The sequence below is a fragment of the Rathayibacter sp. AY1B8 genome, assembly GCF_002932775.1.
Taxonomy (GTDB): Bacteria; Actinomycetota; Actinomycetes; order Actinomycetales; family Microbacteriaceae; genus Rathayibacter.
In genome coordinates this window covers 1-15616 of record NZ_PSWJ01000002.1, presented here as the reverse complement: position 1 = coordinate 15616, position 15616 = coordinate 1, and the positions used below count along the sequence as shown (strand labels likewise).

Here is a 15616-nt window from a genome sequence, read left to right as displayed (position 1 = left end):
GTCGAGGTCCGCCGCGTCCGCGCCTCGTCTTCGACCGCTAGCCGGCCCGAGGGCGGTAGAAGCGCACGACCGGGAGGGCAGCCGTCGGAGCCTCGCGCACGACGATCTCGAGGCGCTGGATCAGGGCCGGGACGGTCGGCGTGGTCTCGAGCCGGCACTCGAGCTCTCCGTCGCGGCCCGGCAGGAGGAAGGCCGCCTGCGCCGCGGAGGCGCTCCAGAGCAGCCGCTCCACCAGCGGCCTCGCGGTCGGGTCCTCGGCGAGCCCGCCGATCTCCGCGATCGCAGTGGCGAGGCGGCCGGCGCGCACGTCGGCCGGCACATCGCTCAGCAGGTTGGGGCTGAACAGGGCGCCGCTGCCCGGCTCCCCCGCCCGGGTGAGGTCTCCCGCGACGATCGCGGCCTCGACGGCGGCGGCCGCGGCGAGCGTCGACGGGAGGAGGGTGATGATCCGCGCCGGAGGAGCGGTGTCCTCGAGGGCGGCGCGGAGCAGTCCCGTCGCGGCGGCGGCGAGCTTCGCCCCGTTCGCGGTCGCGAAGACCACGGCCCCCAGGCCCGACTCCAGATGCCACCGCATGTTCGACGACCAGCCCGGCAGGCCGCCGGAGTGGTGGGCGATCCCGCCGAAGCGGACGTCGTGCTCGACGACGAGGCCGAACCCGTACGCGGAGCCGTCGAGCGTGCTCTCGACGGCGCGAGGGCTCAGCGCGGGGACCGGCGTCCAGCCGCGCTGCATCTCGCGGCGGGAGGCACGGCTCAGCACCGGGTCGTCGTCCGCGCCGTCCTCGCCCTCGAACGCGGAGGAGAGCCAGCCGCTCCAGCGGGCGATGTCGCCGACCGTGCTGAGCATGCTCGCGGCGCAGGCGCCCGCTCCGGTGCCGGTGACGGGGCGGGGCACCCAGGTCGCTCCGTCGTCGAAGGTGCTGAAGCCGGCCGCGAGGTCGGTGCCGTCAGGGTAGTCGCCGCTGTCGTAGCGGGTGTCGTGGAGGCCGAGCGGCTCGAGGATCGTCCGCGTCGCGAAGGACGGGAAGTCCTCCCCGGTCACGTTCTCGACGAGCACGCCGAGCAGCCAGAAGCCGATGTTGGAGTACTGGTAGACCTCACCCGGCCGCTCCGTGAAGGTCAGCCCGCGGCGGACGACCTCGAGGAACTCCTCCCGCGTCAGAGCCATGACGTCGTCGGCCCAGCCGTTGTCCTCCGGGAGCCCCGAGCAGTTGCTGAGGAGCATCCTGACCGTCACGGGCAGCGGCCGGCCCGCGGAGTCGAGCGGGTCGGTGAACTCCGGCACGTGGTCGGCGACGCGGTCGTCGAGGCGGAGCAGCCCGCGGTCGCGCAGGATCAGCACCGCCGCCGCCTCGAAGCTCTTCGACATGGAGGCGATGCGGTGCACGGTCCCGGGCCCGGGAGCGGCGCCGTCGAGGCGGTGCTCGCCGCGGCCGTGGTGGACGAGCAGCCCGCTGCGGTCGAACAGGGCCCAGCTCAGCGAGGGGGCCGGCGGCGCCTCCTCGTCGAACCACCGGGCCAGCCGGTCCTGGAGCGGCGGGGAGAGGAGCGTCGGCCGAGGGAGCGTCATGCCCTCATCCTCCCGCACGCGGCACAGGCCGCCGCGGTCCCGCGGGTCACCGCGGAAGGACGCCGTCCGGGCTCAGCCAGTCCGGGCGGCTCCCCTCGACCGCGTCCAGGACGTCCTCCTGCGGGCCGGTCGCCGGTCTCCGCGGCGACGATGATCCGGTCGTCGACGGTAGCGGAGGGGCCCGCTGTGCATCCGGCGAGCATCCCGATCAGCAGCACTCCCCCGGCGACGCGCGCCCGTCCGCTCACCGTCGAGCGTCGCGGCGACGGCCGCTCCGGCGGGCTGACGAGTCCCGGCGAGAGCCCGAGCGACCGCCGGCACCTGCGAGCCGGACGAGGAACTTCTCAGGTCCTCTTGCGTGTCGCAGGCGCGGAACCTAGTTTTGTCGAACCGGTTCGAAGCACTGTTGCTCCGACCCCGGACCGACGCCCGCCGTCGTCCGGCCGGCTGTCCCCACAGAAAGTGACCAGCGTGACAACGATGTCCTCCCCGAGGCGCGGCACCCGCTCCCTCGCCCTCGCGCTGAGTGCCGCGACACTCGCCGCCCTCGCCGTCGCTCTCCCGAGCGCCGAGTCCGCCTCCGCGGCCGACACCTCCGTCCCCGCCGACGCGCTCATCCTCCAGTACGACTTCGAGCAGGGGCAGGTGTCCGGATCCACGGTCGCCGACCTCTCGTCGAAGAAGCTCGACGGCACCGTCGTCAACAGCGCGAGAGCGACGTACGTCGCGGGTCGGAAGGCCGGTACGACCGCGATCGACCTTCCCGGGGGCGCGGCGGACTCGACCTCCGCGCCCTACCTGACCGTGCCGAACGGGCTCTTCCAGGGCGTGACGCAGACCACCGTCTCCGCCTGGACGAAGTGGTCCGGCACCGGAGGCTTCCAGTGGCTGTGGTGCCTGGGCATCAGCCCCGACGCCGCGTCGGCCTTCGCTCCGTCGTTCGACGGCGGCAGCGCCCGCGCGATCATCAAGCAGCTGAAGGACGGCGGCGAGACCGGAGTCTCCAGCTCCTCGCCGCTGCAGAAGGACCAGTGGGTCAACGTCACCGCGACGATGGACGGCACGACCGTGACCCTGTACCTCAACGGTCTGCAGGTCGCGACGGCTCCCGCCTCCGTCGACCTCGCGAAGCAGCTCTACTCCGCCTCCGCCTCCAAGAGCGGCAACATCGGCCGGGCGCTCTGGAACGTGCACCCCTACTTCGACGGAGCGATCGACGACTTCCGCGTCTACAACCGGGCTCTGACCGCCGCTCAGGTCCGGGGTCTGGCGGGCGACGCCGCGCCGGCCGTCACCGGCGTTCTCTCGACGAGCGTCGCGGTCACCACCGGCATCGGCGTCGCGCCGGCCCTGCCGGGGGTCCCCGCCACCTACTCCGACGGCGTGAACCGCGACGCCCCGGTCACCTGGGAGAGCGTCCCCGCCTCCGCGTACGCGAAGCGCGGCACCTTCACCGTGAAGGGCACCGTCACCGGCCTCGGCACCGCGGTCACGGCGACCGTCACGGTGCGCGCACTCGACGAGATGACCATCGACCTCGGCACGAGCACCGGGGAGTTCATGGGCGGCGCGTCCGGCACCCTCTACGGGGTCTACGGCGAGGGCCTCCCCTCCGACAACCTCCTCGAGGGGATCGACCTGCGCACGGTCTCGACCAAGGCGCAGGACGGGCCGCAGCATCCGGGCGCGGACGCGCTGAGCGTCGCTAAGGCCGTCGCCGACACCTCGGACGGCGACACCTACATCTACATGACGGACATCTACCGCGGTTTCCCCTACGAGTGGCCGGGCAGCACTCCCCAGGAGAAGCTGGCCGACTACCAGGCGAAGATCGCCACGCAGGTCGACCAGGTGCTCGCGCTCCCCGAGGAGTACCAGGACAACATCGTGTTCGTGCCGTTCAACGAGCCCGAGGGCAACATGTTCGGCAACGGGAAGTGGAGCTACGACGGGAAGAGCTGGCTGGAGGACCCGACCGCGTTCTTCGCCGCCTGGGACAGCACCTACGCGCTGATCCGCGACAGGATGCCCGACGCCCGCATCGCCGGACCGAACACCAGCGTCCTCTACGACCAGGTCCGCGGATTCATGACCCACACGCTCGAGCAGGACACCGTCCCCGACGTGATGACCTGGCACGAGCTGAGCGCCCCGGGTGAGATCCGCACCAACGTCGACCGCTTCCGGGCCTGGGAGGACGAGCTGTACGCGGGCACGTCCTACGCCGGGAAGCACCTGCCGGTGAACCTCAACGAGTACGCCTTCAACTACCACACCTCCGTGCCCGGCCAGATGGTCCAGTGGATCAGCGCGCTCGAGGACAAGAAGGTCGACGGCGACATCGCCTACTGGAACATCGACGGCAACCTCTCCGACTCCGCGGTGCAGGCCAACCGCGCCAACGGCCAGTGGTGGCTCCTCAACGCCTACGCCTCGATGACCGGCGACACCGTCGCGGTCACGCCGCCCAAGCCCGGCCAGAGCTACACCCTCCAGGGCGTCGCGACCCTCGACACCGCGGCCAAGCAGGCGAGAGCCCTCTTCGGAGGCGTCGGCGGCTCGCAGAAGGTCGCGTTCGAGCGCATCCCGGCCGCCACCTTCGGCTCGAAGGTCCACGTGGAGGTCAGCGAGATCCGCTGGACCGGCCAGGTCGGCGACTCGGGAGCCCCGCAGACGGTCAAGGAGTTCGACGCGTCCGTCGTGGACGGCGCCCTCTCGCTCGACTTCGGAGGATCCCTCCCCGCGCTCGACGTCGACTCCGCCTACGAGGTCGTCCTGACCCCGGGCGCCAACGCGTCGTCGCCGTCCGCCTCGCCCGTCGACTTCCGCCAGAAGTACGAGGCCGAGGACGCCCGCTACACCGGATCGCGGAACCTGAACGGACCCGAGGGCTCGCCGACCAACGTCGGCGGCTTCTACACCTCGGGCGGACGCAACGTGGGCGGGATCCGCACCGGCGGTGACCTGAAGCTCGACTTCGCGGTCACCGTCCCGAAGGACGGCGAGTACGACCTCAGCGTCTTCGCCAACTCCCTCAACACCTACGCCGCCAACGCCCAGCAGGGTCCGATCAACGCGTTCCTGAGCGTCGACGGCGCTGCGGAGCAGGAGATCCTCCTTCCGCTGGCCTACAAGTTCGTGGTCTGGGACCACGCGGACACGAAGGTGAAGCTGACCGCCGGGACCCACACGATCTCGCTCGCCGCGAAGAACCTCGCCGGCACGAAGTCGACCGTGGGCGACGCGATCGTCGACAAGATCGAGCTCTCCCTCCCCAGCGCGGCCGCCGCGACCTCGATCCACGAGGCCGAGACCGGCACGCTCGACAACGGAGCGACGGCCGACTACTCCCGCGCCGGCGTCTCCGGCTCGGGCACGGCGACGCTCACCAGCGGCGCCTCCACCACCGTCTGGGGCTACTCCGCGAAGGACGCGCCGTCCTCCGTGACCGTGGACACCCTGGGCGGCGGCACCGGCGACCTCTACGTGAACGATGTGAAGGTCGGGCCGGTGGGCGCGAGCTCGACCCGTCAGGTCTTCCTCTCGGGCGGCGTGAACAAGATCGAGGTCGTCGGCACGAGCGGCACGCTCCTCGTCGATCGGATCGTCATCGGAGTGAGCGCGAACCCGCCCGCGACGACGAGCTACGAGGCGGAGGCGGCCACGATCACCGGCCCCGCCACGGTCCGCGACCTGTCCTTCGCGTCGGGCGGCAAGGCCGTCGGGAACATCGGGGGCGGACGCGACGGCGACTCGACCCTGACCTTCGGCGACGTGAAGGCCGAGCAGGACGGGACGTACGCGCTCACGCTGCGCTACTCCAACGAGGAGCAGTCCCCCGCGACGCACTACAACCCCGACCCGCTCGCCCGCCACGCGGACATCACGGTCAACGGAGTGACGCAGCGCGTGCTCTTCCCGCACACGTTCCACCAGAACCAGCTGTGGGACCTGAGCGTGCCGGTCACGCTCAGGAAGGGCTCGAACACCATCGCGATCACCTCGAAGGAGCTCCCGGGCTTCGACGGGACGACCTACCTCTCCGACACCTTCCCCGGCGTCCTGCTCACCTCGCAGTACGCGCCCAACATCGACAGGATCTCGGTCACGCCCTTCGTCGGGCGGACCACGGGCCTGACGGTGAGCGGCACGGCGGCCTCGCGCTGCACCGCGGGGAAGGTCACGATCACGGGGACGGCGACCAACACCAGCGCGGTCGCCGCTGACGTCACGATCGGCTCGGCCTGGGGCACGAAGACCTTCACCGGGGTCGCTCCCGGCAAGACGGTCTCAGCCGCCTTCAGCACCCGCGCTGCGAGCGTCGGAGCCGGCGCTCTCGACGTGCGGATCGCGGGGACGGTCGACGGCGCTGCGGCGAGCGGATCCACGGCACCGGCCTACGGTGCGGCGCGCTGCGGCTGATCCGTCCAGAACGCCCTGACGCGGCCGGGCACCTCGTGCGCCCGGCCGCGTCGGCGTGTCGTCGGGACCGGACGTTCCCCGACGGGGACGAGCGCGCCGTGGACGAGCAGAGCGCCGGAGCCGCAGCGTCCGGTCCTCGCTCCGGGGACGCGGCGCCCGAGTTGCGTGCGCCGCGCCGCACTGCCACTCTCGACACGGTTCGAGCGGGGGTGGAGATGGCCACGATCGGAGACGTCGCGAAAGCGGCAGGGGTCTCGCGCAGCACGGTGTCGTACGTCCTCTCCGGCAAGCGCAGCATCTCCCCCGAGACGCGCAAGCGCATCGAGGACGCGATCGCCGAGCTCGACTTCACGGTCAACGCCGGAGCACGGGCGCTCGCGACGCGCCGCACCATGGCGCTGGGCCTGCTCGTCCACTTCGACCCGGACGAGTTCGCGCCCGCGATGGTCGAGTACGTGCTCCCCATCACGGCCCGCGCCCGCGAGCTCGGCTACGACGTGCTGCTGGCCACCGAGGCCGACGGGGCGGCTGCCGTCTGCCGGCTCACGCGCTCCGGTCAGGTCGATGGACTGATCCTCCTGAGCGTCGCGGACGACGACGACCGGCTGCCCGTCCTGCGCGCCTCGCGGCGGCCCGGTGCCGCCCTCGGCGTGCCCGCGGACGCCTCCGGGGTGGACGTCTTCGACCTCGACTTCGGCGACGCGGCCCGCCTGCTGATCGAGCACCTGGGCGCCCTCGGGCATCGGAGCATCGGTCTCGTCACCCCTCCTGAGCGCGTCTTCGACCGCGGAGGGACCTACGGGCTCCGGTTCCGCGAGTCGGCTCTCGAGACCGCCGGTCGGCTCGGGATCGAGCTGGTGCTGCGCCCGGCCGCCACCGCCGCCGACGCCGTCGAGCCGATGATCACGGCGTTCCTCGACGACAACCCCGGTCTCACGGCGCTGGTCGTCCACAGCGACCGGACCATCGCGATGCTTCCCGCGATCCTGGGCCGACGCGCTGTCGCCGTGCCCGGGCAGCTGTCCGTCGTGAGCCTGTACTCGGCCGAGTTCGCCCGCGACTTCTCGCTCCCCTACAGCTACGTCGAGACGGGTGCCGCCGAGCTCGGCGCGCACCTGGTCGACACGCTCGTCGAGCGGATCGAGCAGCCGTCCCGCGGCGAGGAGCCGTCGATCCGTCTCCTGCCCGCGCGTCTCGTCGACCGCGGGAGCGCCCGCGCGGTCTGAGGACCGCTCCGGAGCCCCGAGGCCCGGTCAGAATCGCGAGGCGACCTCGTAGAGGACCTCGTCGTCGCCCGCGTAGACGCCGTCGCGCCGCGGCCAGTGCGCGATCACGTCCGTGAAGCCGAGCTCCTCCGCCCGGCCGGCCATGTCCTCGAACCGGGCGACGCTCTCGAGGGAGTAGTCGCTCCCGGAGTCGAGCGAGAGGTGGCGCTCGACGGTGCGCGGGTCGCGCCCGGCCGCCTCGAGCGCCGCGTCGAGCCGCCGGGAGAGGGACGCGACCGCCCGCCACCACTCCTCGCTCGACACTCCCTCCGGGCCGGTGGTGACCCAGCCCTGCCCGCGCTCGGCGACGAGCGCGAGGCCCTTCGGCCCGTTCGCGGCGAGGACGAACGGGACGCGGGGGTGCTGCACGGGCTCGCCCACCATCCGCGCCGAGCGGGCGGTGAACCACTCCCCCTCGAGGTCCACTCCGCCCGAGCCGGGCTCCTCGAAGCGCAGCAGCGTGTCGAGGGCCGTGACGAACTCGGTGAAGCGCTCGTGCCGCTGCCGGGGCGAGTAGTCGGGCTGCCCGAGCACGCGCGCGTCGAAGCCCGTGCCGCCCGAGCCGACCCCGAGGATGGTCCGACCGCCCGAGATCTCGTCCAGCGTCGCGATCTCCTTCGCGAACGGCACCGGGTGGCGGAAGTTCGGGGAGGCCACGAACGTGCCCAGGCGGAGCGTCTCGGTCACCATCGCGGCAGCGGTGAGGGTGGGGACGGTCGCGTGCCACGGCTGGTCGGCGAGGGAGCGCCAGGAGAGGTGGTCGTAGGTCCACGCGTGGTCGAAGCCCAGGCCCTCGGCCGACTGCCACTTCCGGCGGGCCTCGGCCCACGGGTCCTGCGGGAGGATGACGATGCCGTGTCGCATCGTCCGAGTGTACGAGCGCCGTCGGGTCAGAGCGCGGCGGGCGGCACCGGGGGCGGATCGGGCACCTCGTCCACGACCGAGCGCGGGACCATCAGGGTCGGCATCCGCACGCACAGGCGCAGCGGTTCCCGCTCCGACGCGCCGAGCAGCTCGCGGGCGGCGCTCCGCACCTGCCGCGCCAGCGCCGGGTGCACGGCCCCCGGATCCTCGAACGCGGCGACCAGCTCGCGCAGCACTCGGGTGGTGCTCCGCGGGTCGCCGTCCTGCCTGGGCATCGGATCGGCCCCTCACTCTCGGCACGGCCGTCAGGGTCCCGGCGGTGCAGCGGATGTCTCGCGCCGACGGTAGGGCCGGGGACGGCGCCGTGGCACTGAGGTTGACAACGGGAGGACCCGGCGGATCGCGGTGCGCGGGGTGCGATCCGGGCGAGGGCGGTCCTGCTGGGGATCGACGGCCACCGCCGGGAGAACCCGCTTCCCACGATCGCGCCCGTCCGGTCGCGGCTACTCTCGGGGCGTGATCACGACGACGGAGCGGGTGGACGACTGGGTCGAGGGCTGGTGCCGGGCACGCGGCGTGCAGCGCGTCCGCGAGGACGGGGCATGGCTGGTCGATGTCGGAGCGGAGTCGCGCACGCGGGAGCGGATCCTGGTCGATCCGTCGCCCTCCGCGCTGCAGGCGGGCGCCGAGCGGACGGCCGGGTCCCGGGAGTGGCTGACGGTCATCGGCCTGGGCGACGACGCCCGCCTCGCGCCCGCCGCCGGGCTGGAGCTCGTGGCGGGCGACGAGAGCCTGATGGCGGCGCTCCTCGGCCCGGGCCGCACCGCCGTGGGTGCCCTGCTCGAGGGAGCCGCCAGCACGGACGGCCGCGCCCTCTACCTCACCCTCGGCTGGGAGGTGGTCGCGCCGGTGCGCATCTGGCGCGGGGCCGCACTCCGAGATCCGGGACAGGGCTGCGCGGCCGCCGGGCGATGATCCCCCGCCGTACGGCCCTCCTGGAGCGCACGTCCGCCTGAGTACGGAATTCCGCGCAGCGCATACAGGCGGCGGAGAACGGCGGAGCAGCCGTGAAGCGGCCGCCCGCCGATCTGTATTCAGCCGATAACACCACCCTCGAAAGAGGGACGCCCGCTATCGCTCTAACGGCCTTGTCCGAGAAGCGGATCATCCGCTTCTCGGACTCGTGTCACCGCCCTCGGGTCGTCAGCCGAGTGCGCCCTTCTCGGCCGAGTAGAGCTGCTTCACCTGCTCCGCGGTCAGCGCCCGGTCCCACACCCGCAGTCGGGCGAGGGAGCCGGCGAAGCGGTTGATCATCGTGCCGTCCCGGCCGACCGCTCCGACCACGAAGTCGCCCGGAGCCGCGTTGAGGCCGTCGGGGTAGACGTAGGGGTTCTTGGCGTAGGTCGCGCCGAGCTTGTCGGTGTACACCGGGTACGCGGTGGCGGCGCCGTCGAGGTACGAGACCGTGACTGCGCCGTCGTACGTCCCGACGTGCAGCTGCCACACGCCGCGCGTGATCCGGCGGGGCTCCACCGAGTAGTCGCGCGAGTACGGGTAGCCGGGCGTCGGCCCGCCGAGCTTCGAGACGTGCATGCACACGCGCTCCCAGCCGCCGTACTCGGGGAGGTTGTTGAACAGCGCGTAGGAGCGCAGCGGCCCGACCGTCGACTCCTCCCAGACGCCCGCGATGCAGGCGCCGTCCGCGTCGGAGTTGAGCACCCACACCGCGATCGTCACCTGGCCGGTCGAGGCGCCCAGGTTGAGCGGGCCGACCTCGTCCTTGGGGACGACCAGGTGGTCCGTCGTCCCGTTGAGGGCGACTCCGGTGCCGAACGGCGTGGCGACGGCGCGGGCGGAGGAGCCCGCACCCTGCCGGAGCGCCGGAGCGCCCGCGACGGCCGAGGCGAAGGGGGCGGCGCTCTCGGCGAAGGACCACTCCGCGATCGGCGTGGGCACGGTGACCGTGGGGACCGGAGCGGCGTCGCCGACCACGAACGCGTCGAGGATCAGGTTGGTGCCGCTCGAGGAGGGATTGCGGCCGCTTCCGCGGCGGATGGTCACCGTGTGCGGCCCGGCCGCGAGCTGTCCGCTGCTCCAGACCGTCTGCTTCGACCGCGTCGCGGCGCTGTATCGGTCGACGGACGCGACCGTGACTCCGTCGAGCTCGACGTCGTTGATGCCGGACGAGCCGGTGAGGCGGCTGATCCAGCTCACACTGGTACCCGTGAAGGCGAGGGTGGCGGAGGCGTCCGCGGTGGTCGAGTAGGCGATGCTGCCGCCGCTGTCCGTGCTCGCCTTCAGCGTCGACCAGGTGCCGGTCGTGACGATCGGGGCGGCGCCGTTCTCGTAGGTGCCCGCTCCGGGCAGGGTCGTCGCCGGCGGAGGCGTCGCGTCGCCGACCACGAAGGAGTCGAGCAGCAGGTTGCTGCCGGTCGAGGCCGGATTGCGGCTGCTCCCCCGGCGGATCGTCAGCGTGTGCGGCCCGGCCGCGAGCTGTCCGCTGCTCCATACCGTCTGCTTCGAGCGGGTGGACGCGCTGTAGCGGTCGACGGAGGCGACCTTCACGCCGTCGAGCTCGACGTCGTTGATCCCGGAGGACGACGTGAGTCGGCTGATCCAGGCGATGCTCGTGCCGGTGAAGGCGAGCGTCGCGGAGGCGCCGGAGCTGGTCGAGTAGGCGATGCTCCCGCCGCTGTCCGCGGTGGCCTTCAGCGTCGTCCAGGTGCCGGTGGTGACGATCTGCGCGGCGCCGTTCTCGTAGGTGCCCGCGCCGGGAAGCGTGGACACGGGTGGCGTCTCGGGCTCGGGCTCCGTCTGCGGCACGGGGCCCTCGGCGATCCAGCGCTGGAAGGTGTCGAGCATCTCCTTGTTGGTGAAGCTCGGGACCTTGTGCCCGTCGGTGCCCTCCCCCGGGTGGATGCGGACCGTCGCCTCCTTCGCCAGGGGCAGGGCCGCGGCATGGAGGGCGGCGCCGTGCAGGGCGAACGGCACGACCTTGTCATCGGGCGATCCGGTGATCCTGAGCCGCGCACCGCGCCACACCGACGCGGGCAGCCGCGCCGGGTTGGTGGCGGCGATGGCCGCGGCGTCGGCGTACTCGGGGCCGATCCGGTCCGGTTCGCTCGCCGCCCGCTCCTCCATGTCGTAGGAGCTGTTGCAGAGGTACGCGCCCCGGATGTTCGGCACCATCCGCTTCCCGTAGGCCCAGGTCAGAAGCGGCCCGCCCCCGGAGTCGGAGCGCAGGAGGCTCGCGTCGATCCGCCACACCGACGAGGCCCAGGCGGCGACAGCGGCCTGGATCTCGATCGCCCGCGGGCTCGACCAGATGCTGCCGCCGTAGGTCGGGCAGATGCTGACGATGCCGCGGTCCACGGCGAGGTCGGCCGAGTACGCGAAGGCGCTCGAGAGCGCCGTGTGGGTGCCGTTGCGGGCGTGGTAGTACCAGAGCATCGATGCGCCCCTGGTCTGCGACGGAGGCGTCGCGTGCGGCACGAACAGGCGCGCCCGGTCCCCCGCGACGACGACGTCGATGATCTCGTAGCGCTTCCCGCCCGTCTTCGACGTGGCGGTGGACAGGCGCGAGACCTCGCCGGGCAGTCGGGGCACCGCGGTGAGGTCGCCGGCCGCGAGGGCCGGCGTCGCGAAGGCGATCGCGCCCGCGCCGGCGACGGATCCGGCGAGGATCGTGCGGCGGGAGAGAGCGGAGAGGGCCTTGACGCCCGACCGGGAGCCGGTGCGGGAGGAGTCGGCGGAGTCGCCGACGGCAGTGTCCTGAGGAGTCACGGAAGAGAGAGCCTTTCCGATCGTCACCGTTCCGGGTACACCGATCGAAAGAGGAGGAGAAGGCGTTCAGTGGACGAGCGGCAGCGCTCGCGCTACTGATGCGGATCACCTTCTCCTCGAGAAGGAAAGGGAAGCCGGATCAGGCTAACAGAGGGGATGAGAAGGGGTTCAGTATTTCTACCCACCGTTTTATCAACCGGAGGAGAATGAGCGAGGAATCGCTTATGCGGCCGCTTATCGTCCCTTTTCCGGTGACACGACGCGTACTGGACACCGCCGTCTGGCAGGATGCCCCCGTGTCGGAGACGGGTCGGCTGCAGCGGGGCGGCGCCCTCCCCGTGCTCCTCGTGTTCCTCCGCCTCGGGCTGACCTCGTTCGGCGGGCCGATCGCGCACCTCGGCTACTTCCGCGAGGAGTTCGTGGTGCGCCGCGGCTGGCTGACCGATCGCGCGTACGCCGACCTCGTCGCGCTGTGCCAGTTCCTCCCCGGACCCGCGTCCAGCCAGGTCGGGATGGCGGTCGGCCTGCAGCGCGCAGGACTCGCCGGACTGGTCGCCGCGTGGTGCGGATTCACGCTCCCCTCGGCGATCGCGCTGGTCCTCGTCGCCGGTCTCGTCGCTGGTGCGGGCGACGTCGCCTCCGCCGGCTGGCTCCTGGGCCTCCAGGCGGCGGCGGCCGCGGTCGTCGCGCAGGCCGTGCTCGGGATGGCGCGCTCGCTCGCACCGGACCGCCGACGCGCGACGATCGCCGGTGCGGCGGCGGTCGCCGTGCTCCTCGCCCCGGAGCCCGCGCTGCAAGTGGCGGTGATCGCGGCGGCGGGCCTGGCCGGCGTCCTGTGGCTGCGCGGCGAGGAGGCGGCTCCGGACGAGGGCTCGGGCTTCGCGGTCCGGATCCCGACGGCGCTCGCGGTCTCGGCCCTCGCCCTCTGGGGGCTCCTCCTGGCCGGCCTCCCCCTGCTCGCCGCTCTCACCGGCGAGGGAGCGGCGGGTCTCGCCTCCGTCTTCTACCGCGCGGGCGCTCTGGTGTTCGGGGGCGGCCACGTCGTGCTGCCTCTGCTGGAGGCGCAGACGGTCGGCGCCGGCGCGGTCGGGCAGAGCGAGTTCCTGGCCGGCTACGGCGCGGCGCAGGCGGTGCCGGGCCCGCTCTTCACCTTCTCCGCGTTCCTCGGTGCGGTGGGCGCGGGGACGCCGGACGGTGTCGCGGGGGCGGCGATCGCGCTGGTCGCGATCTTCCTGCCGGGCGCTCTGCTCGTGGTCGGCGTGCTCCCGTTCTGGCAGCGGCTGCGGCACCTGCCGGTCGCGCAGAGGGCGCTGGCCGGCGTGAACGCCGGCGTGGTGGGACTGCTCGGCGGCGCCCTCTACGACCCGGTGCTGACCGAGGGCATCGGCTCGACCGGCGCTCTGGCGCTCGCGATCGGCGCCTTCGTGGCGCTGACGCGCTGGACCGTGCCCCCGTGGATCGTCGTCCTCGCCGCCGCGGGCCTCGGCGCCCTGCTCCTCTGACTCCCTCCGGGGACGACGATCCGGACCAGCCCTGGCAGTCTGGACGCATGAGGGCTCGGGGGACGACAGCGGCAGTGGCGACGACGGCAGCGGCGGGGCTCCTGCTGCTGGGCGGGTGCACCGCCGGCGGCGGGGCCGAGGCGGGCGCCACGGCGTCCGCGCCCGCCTCGCGGACGCCGAGACCCGCCATCACCGACTTGATCACTCCGAGCCCGACCCCCTCCGCTCCGGCGACCGCCGAGCCGGTCGGAACCGTCGTCGACGCCGGGCCGGTCGGCGAGGGAGTCCCCGCCACCGTCTCGGGCACCGGCCCGGCCGACGTGTCGTTCCAGCGGCAGGGCGAGTTCGCGGTCGTCCTGAGCCTGGACTGCTCGGCCTGCACCGGCACGGCGATCGTCACCGCCGCGGGCCGGATGACGCCCTTCGGCGAGGCCGCCGCCCCGATGACGGGGTCGTTCCTGACCGGGATCTTCCGCGACGACCCCGTCGAGCAGCAGGTGATCGTCCGAGCCGACGGGCCGTGGACGCTCGGCCTGCAGAGCTGGAACGACCTCGCGACGGTGAGCGGTGCGCAGTCCGGCACCGGCCCGGCCGTCCTGTTCTTCTCCGACGACGTCCCGCGCGTGACGGTCGACTACACGCCCGCGGGTCCGGACGACTCGTTCTCCGGCCGCGTGTTCACGACCTCCGATCAGCCGCAGCTGTTCGGCGACTCCGTCGCCTTCTCCGAGGTGTTCGAGGCCGACCTGCCCGGCGTCATGGCCGTCCAGACCGAGGGGACCTGGACCGTCACGCCGACGCCCTGACCCGGGGTCGCGACGCGCCGGCCGCGGAGTCGGGGAACGGGCGCCCCTCGGCCCAGACCCGCTGCACGCGGAGCGACGCGTCGAGCAGGACGACGTCGGCGCGGTACCCGGGGGCCAGCAGGCCGAGGTCGCCACGGCCGAGCACGCGGGCGGGAACGGCGGTGAGGGCGGCGACGGACGCCTGCAGCCCGAGCCGGCCGGGCCCGACGGCCCGCCGCAGGGCCTCCTCCTGCGTGAGCGTGGATCCGGCGAGCACAGCGGTGCCCGCGAGCCGGGCGACTCCGCCGAGCACCTCGACGTCGAGCGGGCCGAGGCGGTGCGCTCCGTCGCCCGCCCCGGCCGCCGCCATCGCGTCGGTGACGAGCGCGATCCGCCCGGGAGCCGCCGCGAACGCGAGACGCACCACCTCGACGTCCACGTGCCGGCCGTCGAGGATCAGCTCGAGCGCGACCCGCTCGTCCCCCAGGGCCACCGGGATCGGGCCCGGGGAGCGGTGGCCGATCCCGGGCATGGCGTTGAACGCGTGCGTGACCAGCCGGGCTCCGCGGTCGAACGCTGCCCGCGCCTGGTCGGCGTCCGCCTCGGTGTGGCCCACCGCGACCACCGTGCCGGCGCCGGCGAGCCGCTCCACCGCGGCGAGGGCTCCCGGCAGCTCGGGCGCGAGCGTGATCTGCGCGAGGCGTCCGCGGGCGGCGTCCAGCAGCCGGCCGACCGCGCCGGAGGAGGGGTGCACGAGAGCCGCGGGGTCGTGCGCTCCCCTGCGCGAGGGCGCGAGGAACGGGCCCTCGAGGTGCGCGCCGAGCACGAGCGGGTCGGTGACCGCGAGGGCCGAGACCGCGTCCAGAGAGGACTCCAGCTGCTCCAGCGGCGCCGAGACCAGGCTGACCAGCGAGCGCGTGGTGCCGCGGGAGCGGTGCAGCGCGAGGCCCGCGCGGATCGCCTCCGCTCCTCCGTCGAAGCCGTGACCGCCCCCTCCGTGCACATGGAGGTCGAGGAAGCCCGGGACAGCGGTGAGGCCCCGCGCGTCGTGCAGCTGCGCCCCCTCCGCCTGCGCCTGCCAGCCGGTGCCGGTGCCGGTCGCCGTGATCGCGCCGTCCCGCGCGAGGAGCCAGTGGTCCTCCACCGTCCCGGCCGCGTCGACCTTCCGTGCGCTGTGGATGATCAGCGCGGCGTGCGCCATGCGGTCGTCTCCTGGGTGTCGGTTCCGGATCGGCGGGGACTCCGCCCCCTCCCGACGATGGCACAGCCCTCGCCGGTCGCGCCGGTCCGACACCGATCACTGCGCCACCCCGAACGCATTCCGCGCCTCCGCGTCACGAACAAGGACCTCACGCGTCTCCTGTGCATGCCTGCCCTGGACCCCCGAACCCCCGCCCGGCGCTGCGGCGAGCAGCTCCTCCTCGG

The 15616-nt window shown here is 73.2% G+C and carries 10 protein-coding genes; 5 read left to right on the top strand and 5 right to left on the bottom strand.

Annotated elements, in window-relative coordinates:
• Positions 1-37: 37 nt before the first annotated feature.
• The gene (locus C5C63_RS01685) at positions 38-1570 is read right to left on the bottom strand and encodes a serine hydrolase (protein ID WP_104292084.1); all 1533 of its coding nucleotides are present in this window, start codon (positions 1568-1570) and stop codon (positions 38-40) included.
• Between the two features lie 480 nt (positions 1571-2050).
• Between C5C63_RS01685 and C5C63_RS01680 the strand changes: the two genes are divergently transcribed.
• Both C5C63_RS01680 and C5C63_RS01675 read left to right on the top strand, forming a co-directional pair.
• Positions 2051-5992: a LamG-like jellyroll fold domain-containing protein gene (locus tag C5C63_RS01680; protein WP_104325400.1), complete on the top strand. Its 3942-nt coding sequence runs from the start codon at positions 2051-2053 to the stop codon at positions 5990-5992.
• A gap of 215 nt (positions 5993-6207) precedes the next feature.
• Positions 6208-7218 carry a LacI family DNA-binding transcriptional regulator gene (locus C5C63_RS01675; protein WP_104325473.1) on the top strand — a complete coding sequence of 337 codons (1011 nt, stop codon included), beginning with the start codon at positions 6208-6210 and terminating at the stop codon, positions 7216-7218.
• A 27-nt stretch (positions 7219-7245) separates the two neighbouring features.
• On the opposite strand, the gene C5C63_RS01670 is transcribed toward C5C63_RS01675, so the two are convergent.
• Complete coding sequence (locus C5C63_RS01670) at positions 7246-8121, bottom strand: LLM class flavin-dependent oxidoreductase (protein WP_104325399.1); 876 nt, start codon at positions 8119-8121, stop codon at positions 7246-7248.
• Positions 8122-8147: 26 nt separating this feature from the next.
• Positions 8148-8396, bottom strand: a complete 249-nt coding sequence (locus C5C63_RS01665) for a hypothetical protein (protein WP_146086340.1) — start codon at positions 8394-8396, stop codon at positions 8148-8150.
• A gap of 241 nt (positions 8397-8637) precedes the next feature.
• Here C5C63_RS01665 and C5C63_RS01660 point away from each other — a divergent pair, with 241 nt between their 5' ends.
• Complete coding sequence (locus tag C5C63_RS01660; protein ID WP_104325397.1) at positions 8638-9096, top strand: hypothetical protein; 459 nt, start codon at positions 8638-8640, stop codon at positions 9094-9096.
• Positions 9097-9324: 228 nt separating this feature from the next.
• On the opposite strand, the gene C5C63_RS01655 is transcribed toward C5C63_RS01660, so the two are convergent.
• Positions 9325-11904: a LamG-like jellyroll fold domain-containing protein gene (locus tag C5C63_RS01655; RefSeq protein WP_104325396.1), complete on the bottom strand. Its 2580-nt coding sequence runs from the start codon at positions 11902-11904 to the stop codon at positions 9325-9327.
• Between the two features lie 296 nt (positions 11905-12200).
• On the opposite strand from C5C63_RS01655, the gene chrA reads away from it, so the two are divergent.
• Both chrA and C5C63_RS01645 read left to right on the top strand, forming a co-directional pair.
• Positions 12201-13406, top strand: coding sequence for a chromate efflux transporter (gene chrA / locus C5C63_RS01650; protein ID WP_258065367.1), 1206 nt, complete (start codon positions 12201-12203; stop codon positions 13404-13406).
• A gap of 47 nt (positions 13407-13453) precedes the next feature.
• The gene (locus tag C5C63_RS01645; protein WP_146076890.1) at positions 13454-14212 is read left to right on the top strand and encodes a hypothetical protein; all 759 of its coding nucleotides are present in this window, start codon (positions 13454-13456) and stop codon (positions 14210-14212) included.
• Here the strand turns inward: C5C63_RS01645 and C5C63_RS01640 are convergent.
• Positions 14196-15392 carry an N-acetylglucosamine-6-phosphate deacetylase gene (locus tag C5C63_RS01640; protein ID WP_104325394.1) on the bottom strand — a complete coding sequence of 399 codons (1197 nt, stop codon included), beginning with the start codon at positions 15390-15392 and terminating at the stop codon, positions 14196-14198. The genes C5C63_RS01645 and C5C63_RS01640 overlap by 17 nt on opposite strands.
• Positions 15393-15616: the final 224 nt, after the last annotated feature.

Coding starts and splice junctions, on each gene's coding strand:
- C5C63_RS01685 (WP_104292084.1), bottom strand. CDS start 1,570: ATGACGCTCCCTCGGCCGACGCTCCTCTCCCCGCCGCTCCAGGACCGG.
- C5C63_RS01680 (WP_104325400.1), top strand. CDS start 2,051: ATGTCCTCCCCGAGGCGCGGCACCCGCTCCCTCGCCCTCGCGCTGAGT.
- C5C63_RS01675 (WP_104325473.1), top strand. CDS start 6,208: ATGGCCACGATCGGAGACGTCGCGAAAGCGGCAGGGGTCTCGCGCAGC.
- C5C63_RS01670 (WP_104325399.1), bottom strand. CDS start 8,121: ATGCGACACGGCATCGTCATCCTCCCGCAGGACCCGTGGGCCGAGGCC.
- C5C63_RS01665 (WP_146086340.1), bottom strand. CDS start 8,396: ATGCCCAGGCAGGACGGCGACCCGCGGAGCACCACCCGAGTGCTGCGC.
- C5C63_RS01645 (WP_146076890.1), top strand. CDS start 13,454: ATGAGGGCTCGGGGGACGACAGCGGCAGTGGCGACGACGGCAGCGGCG.
- C5C63_RS01640 (WP_104325394.1), bottom strand. CDS start 15,392: ATGGCGCACGCCGCGCTGATCATCCACAGCGCACGGAAGGTCGACGCG.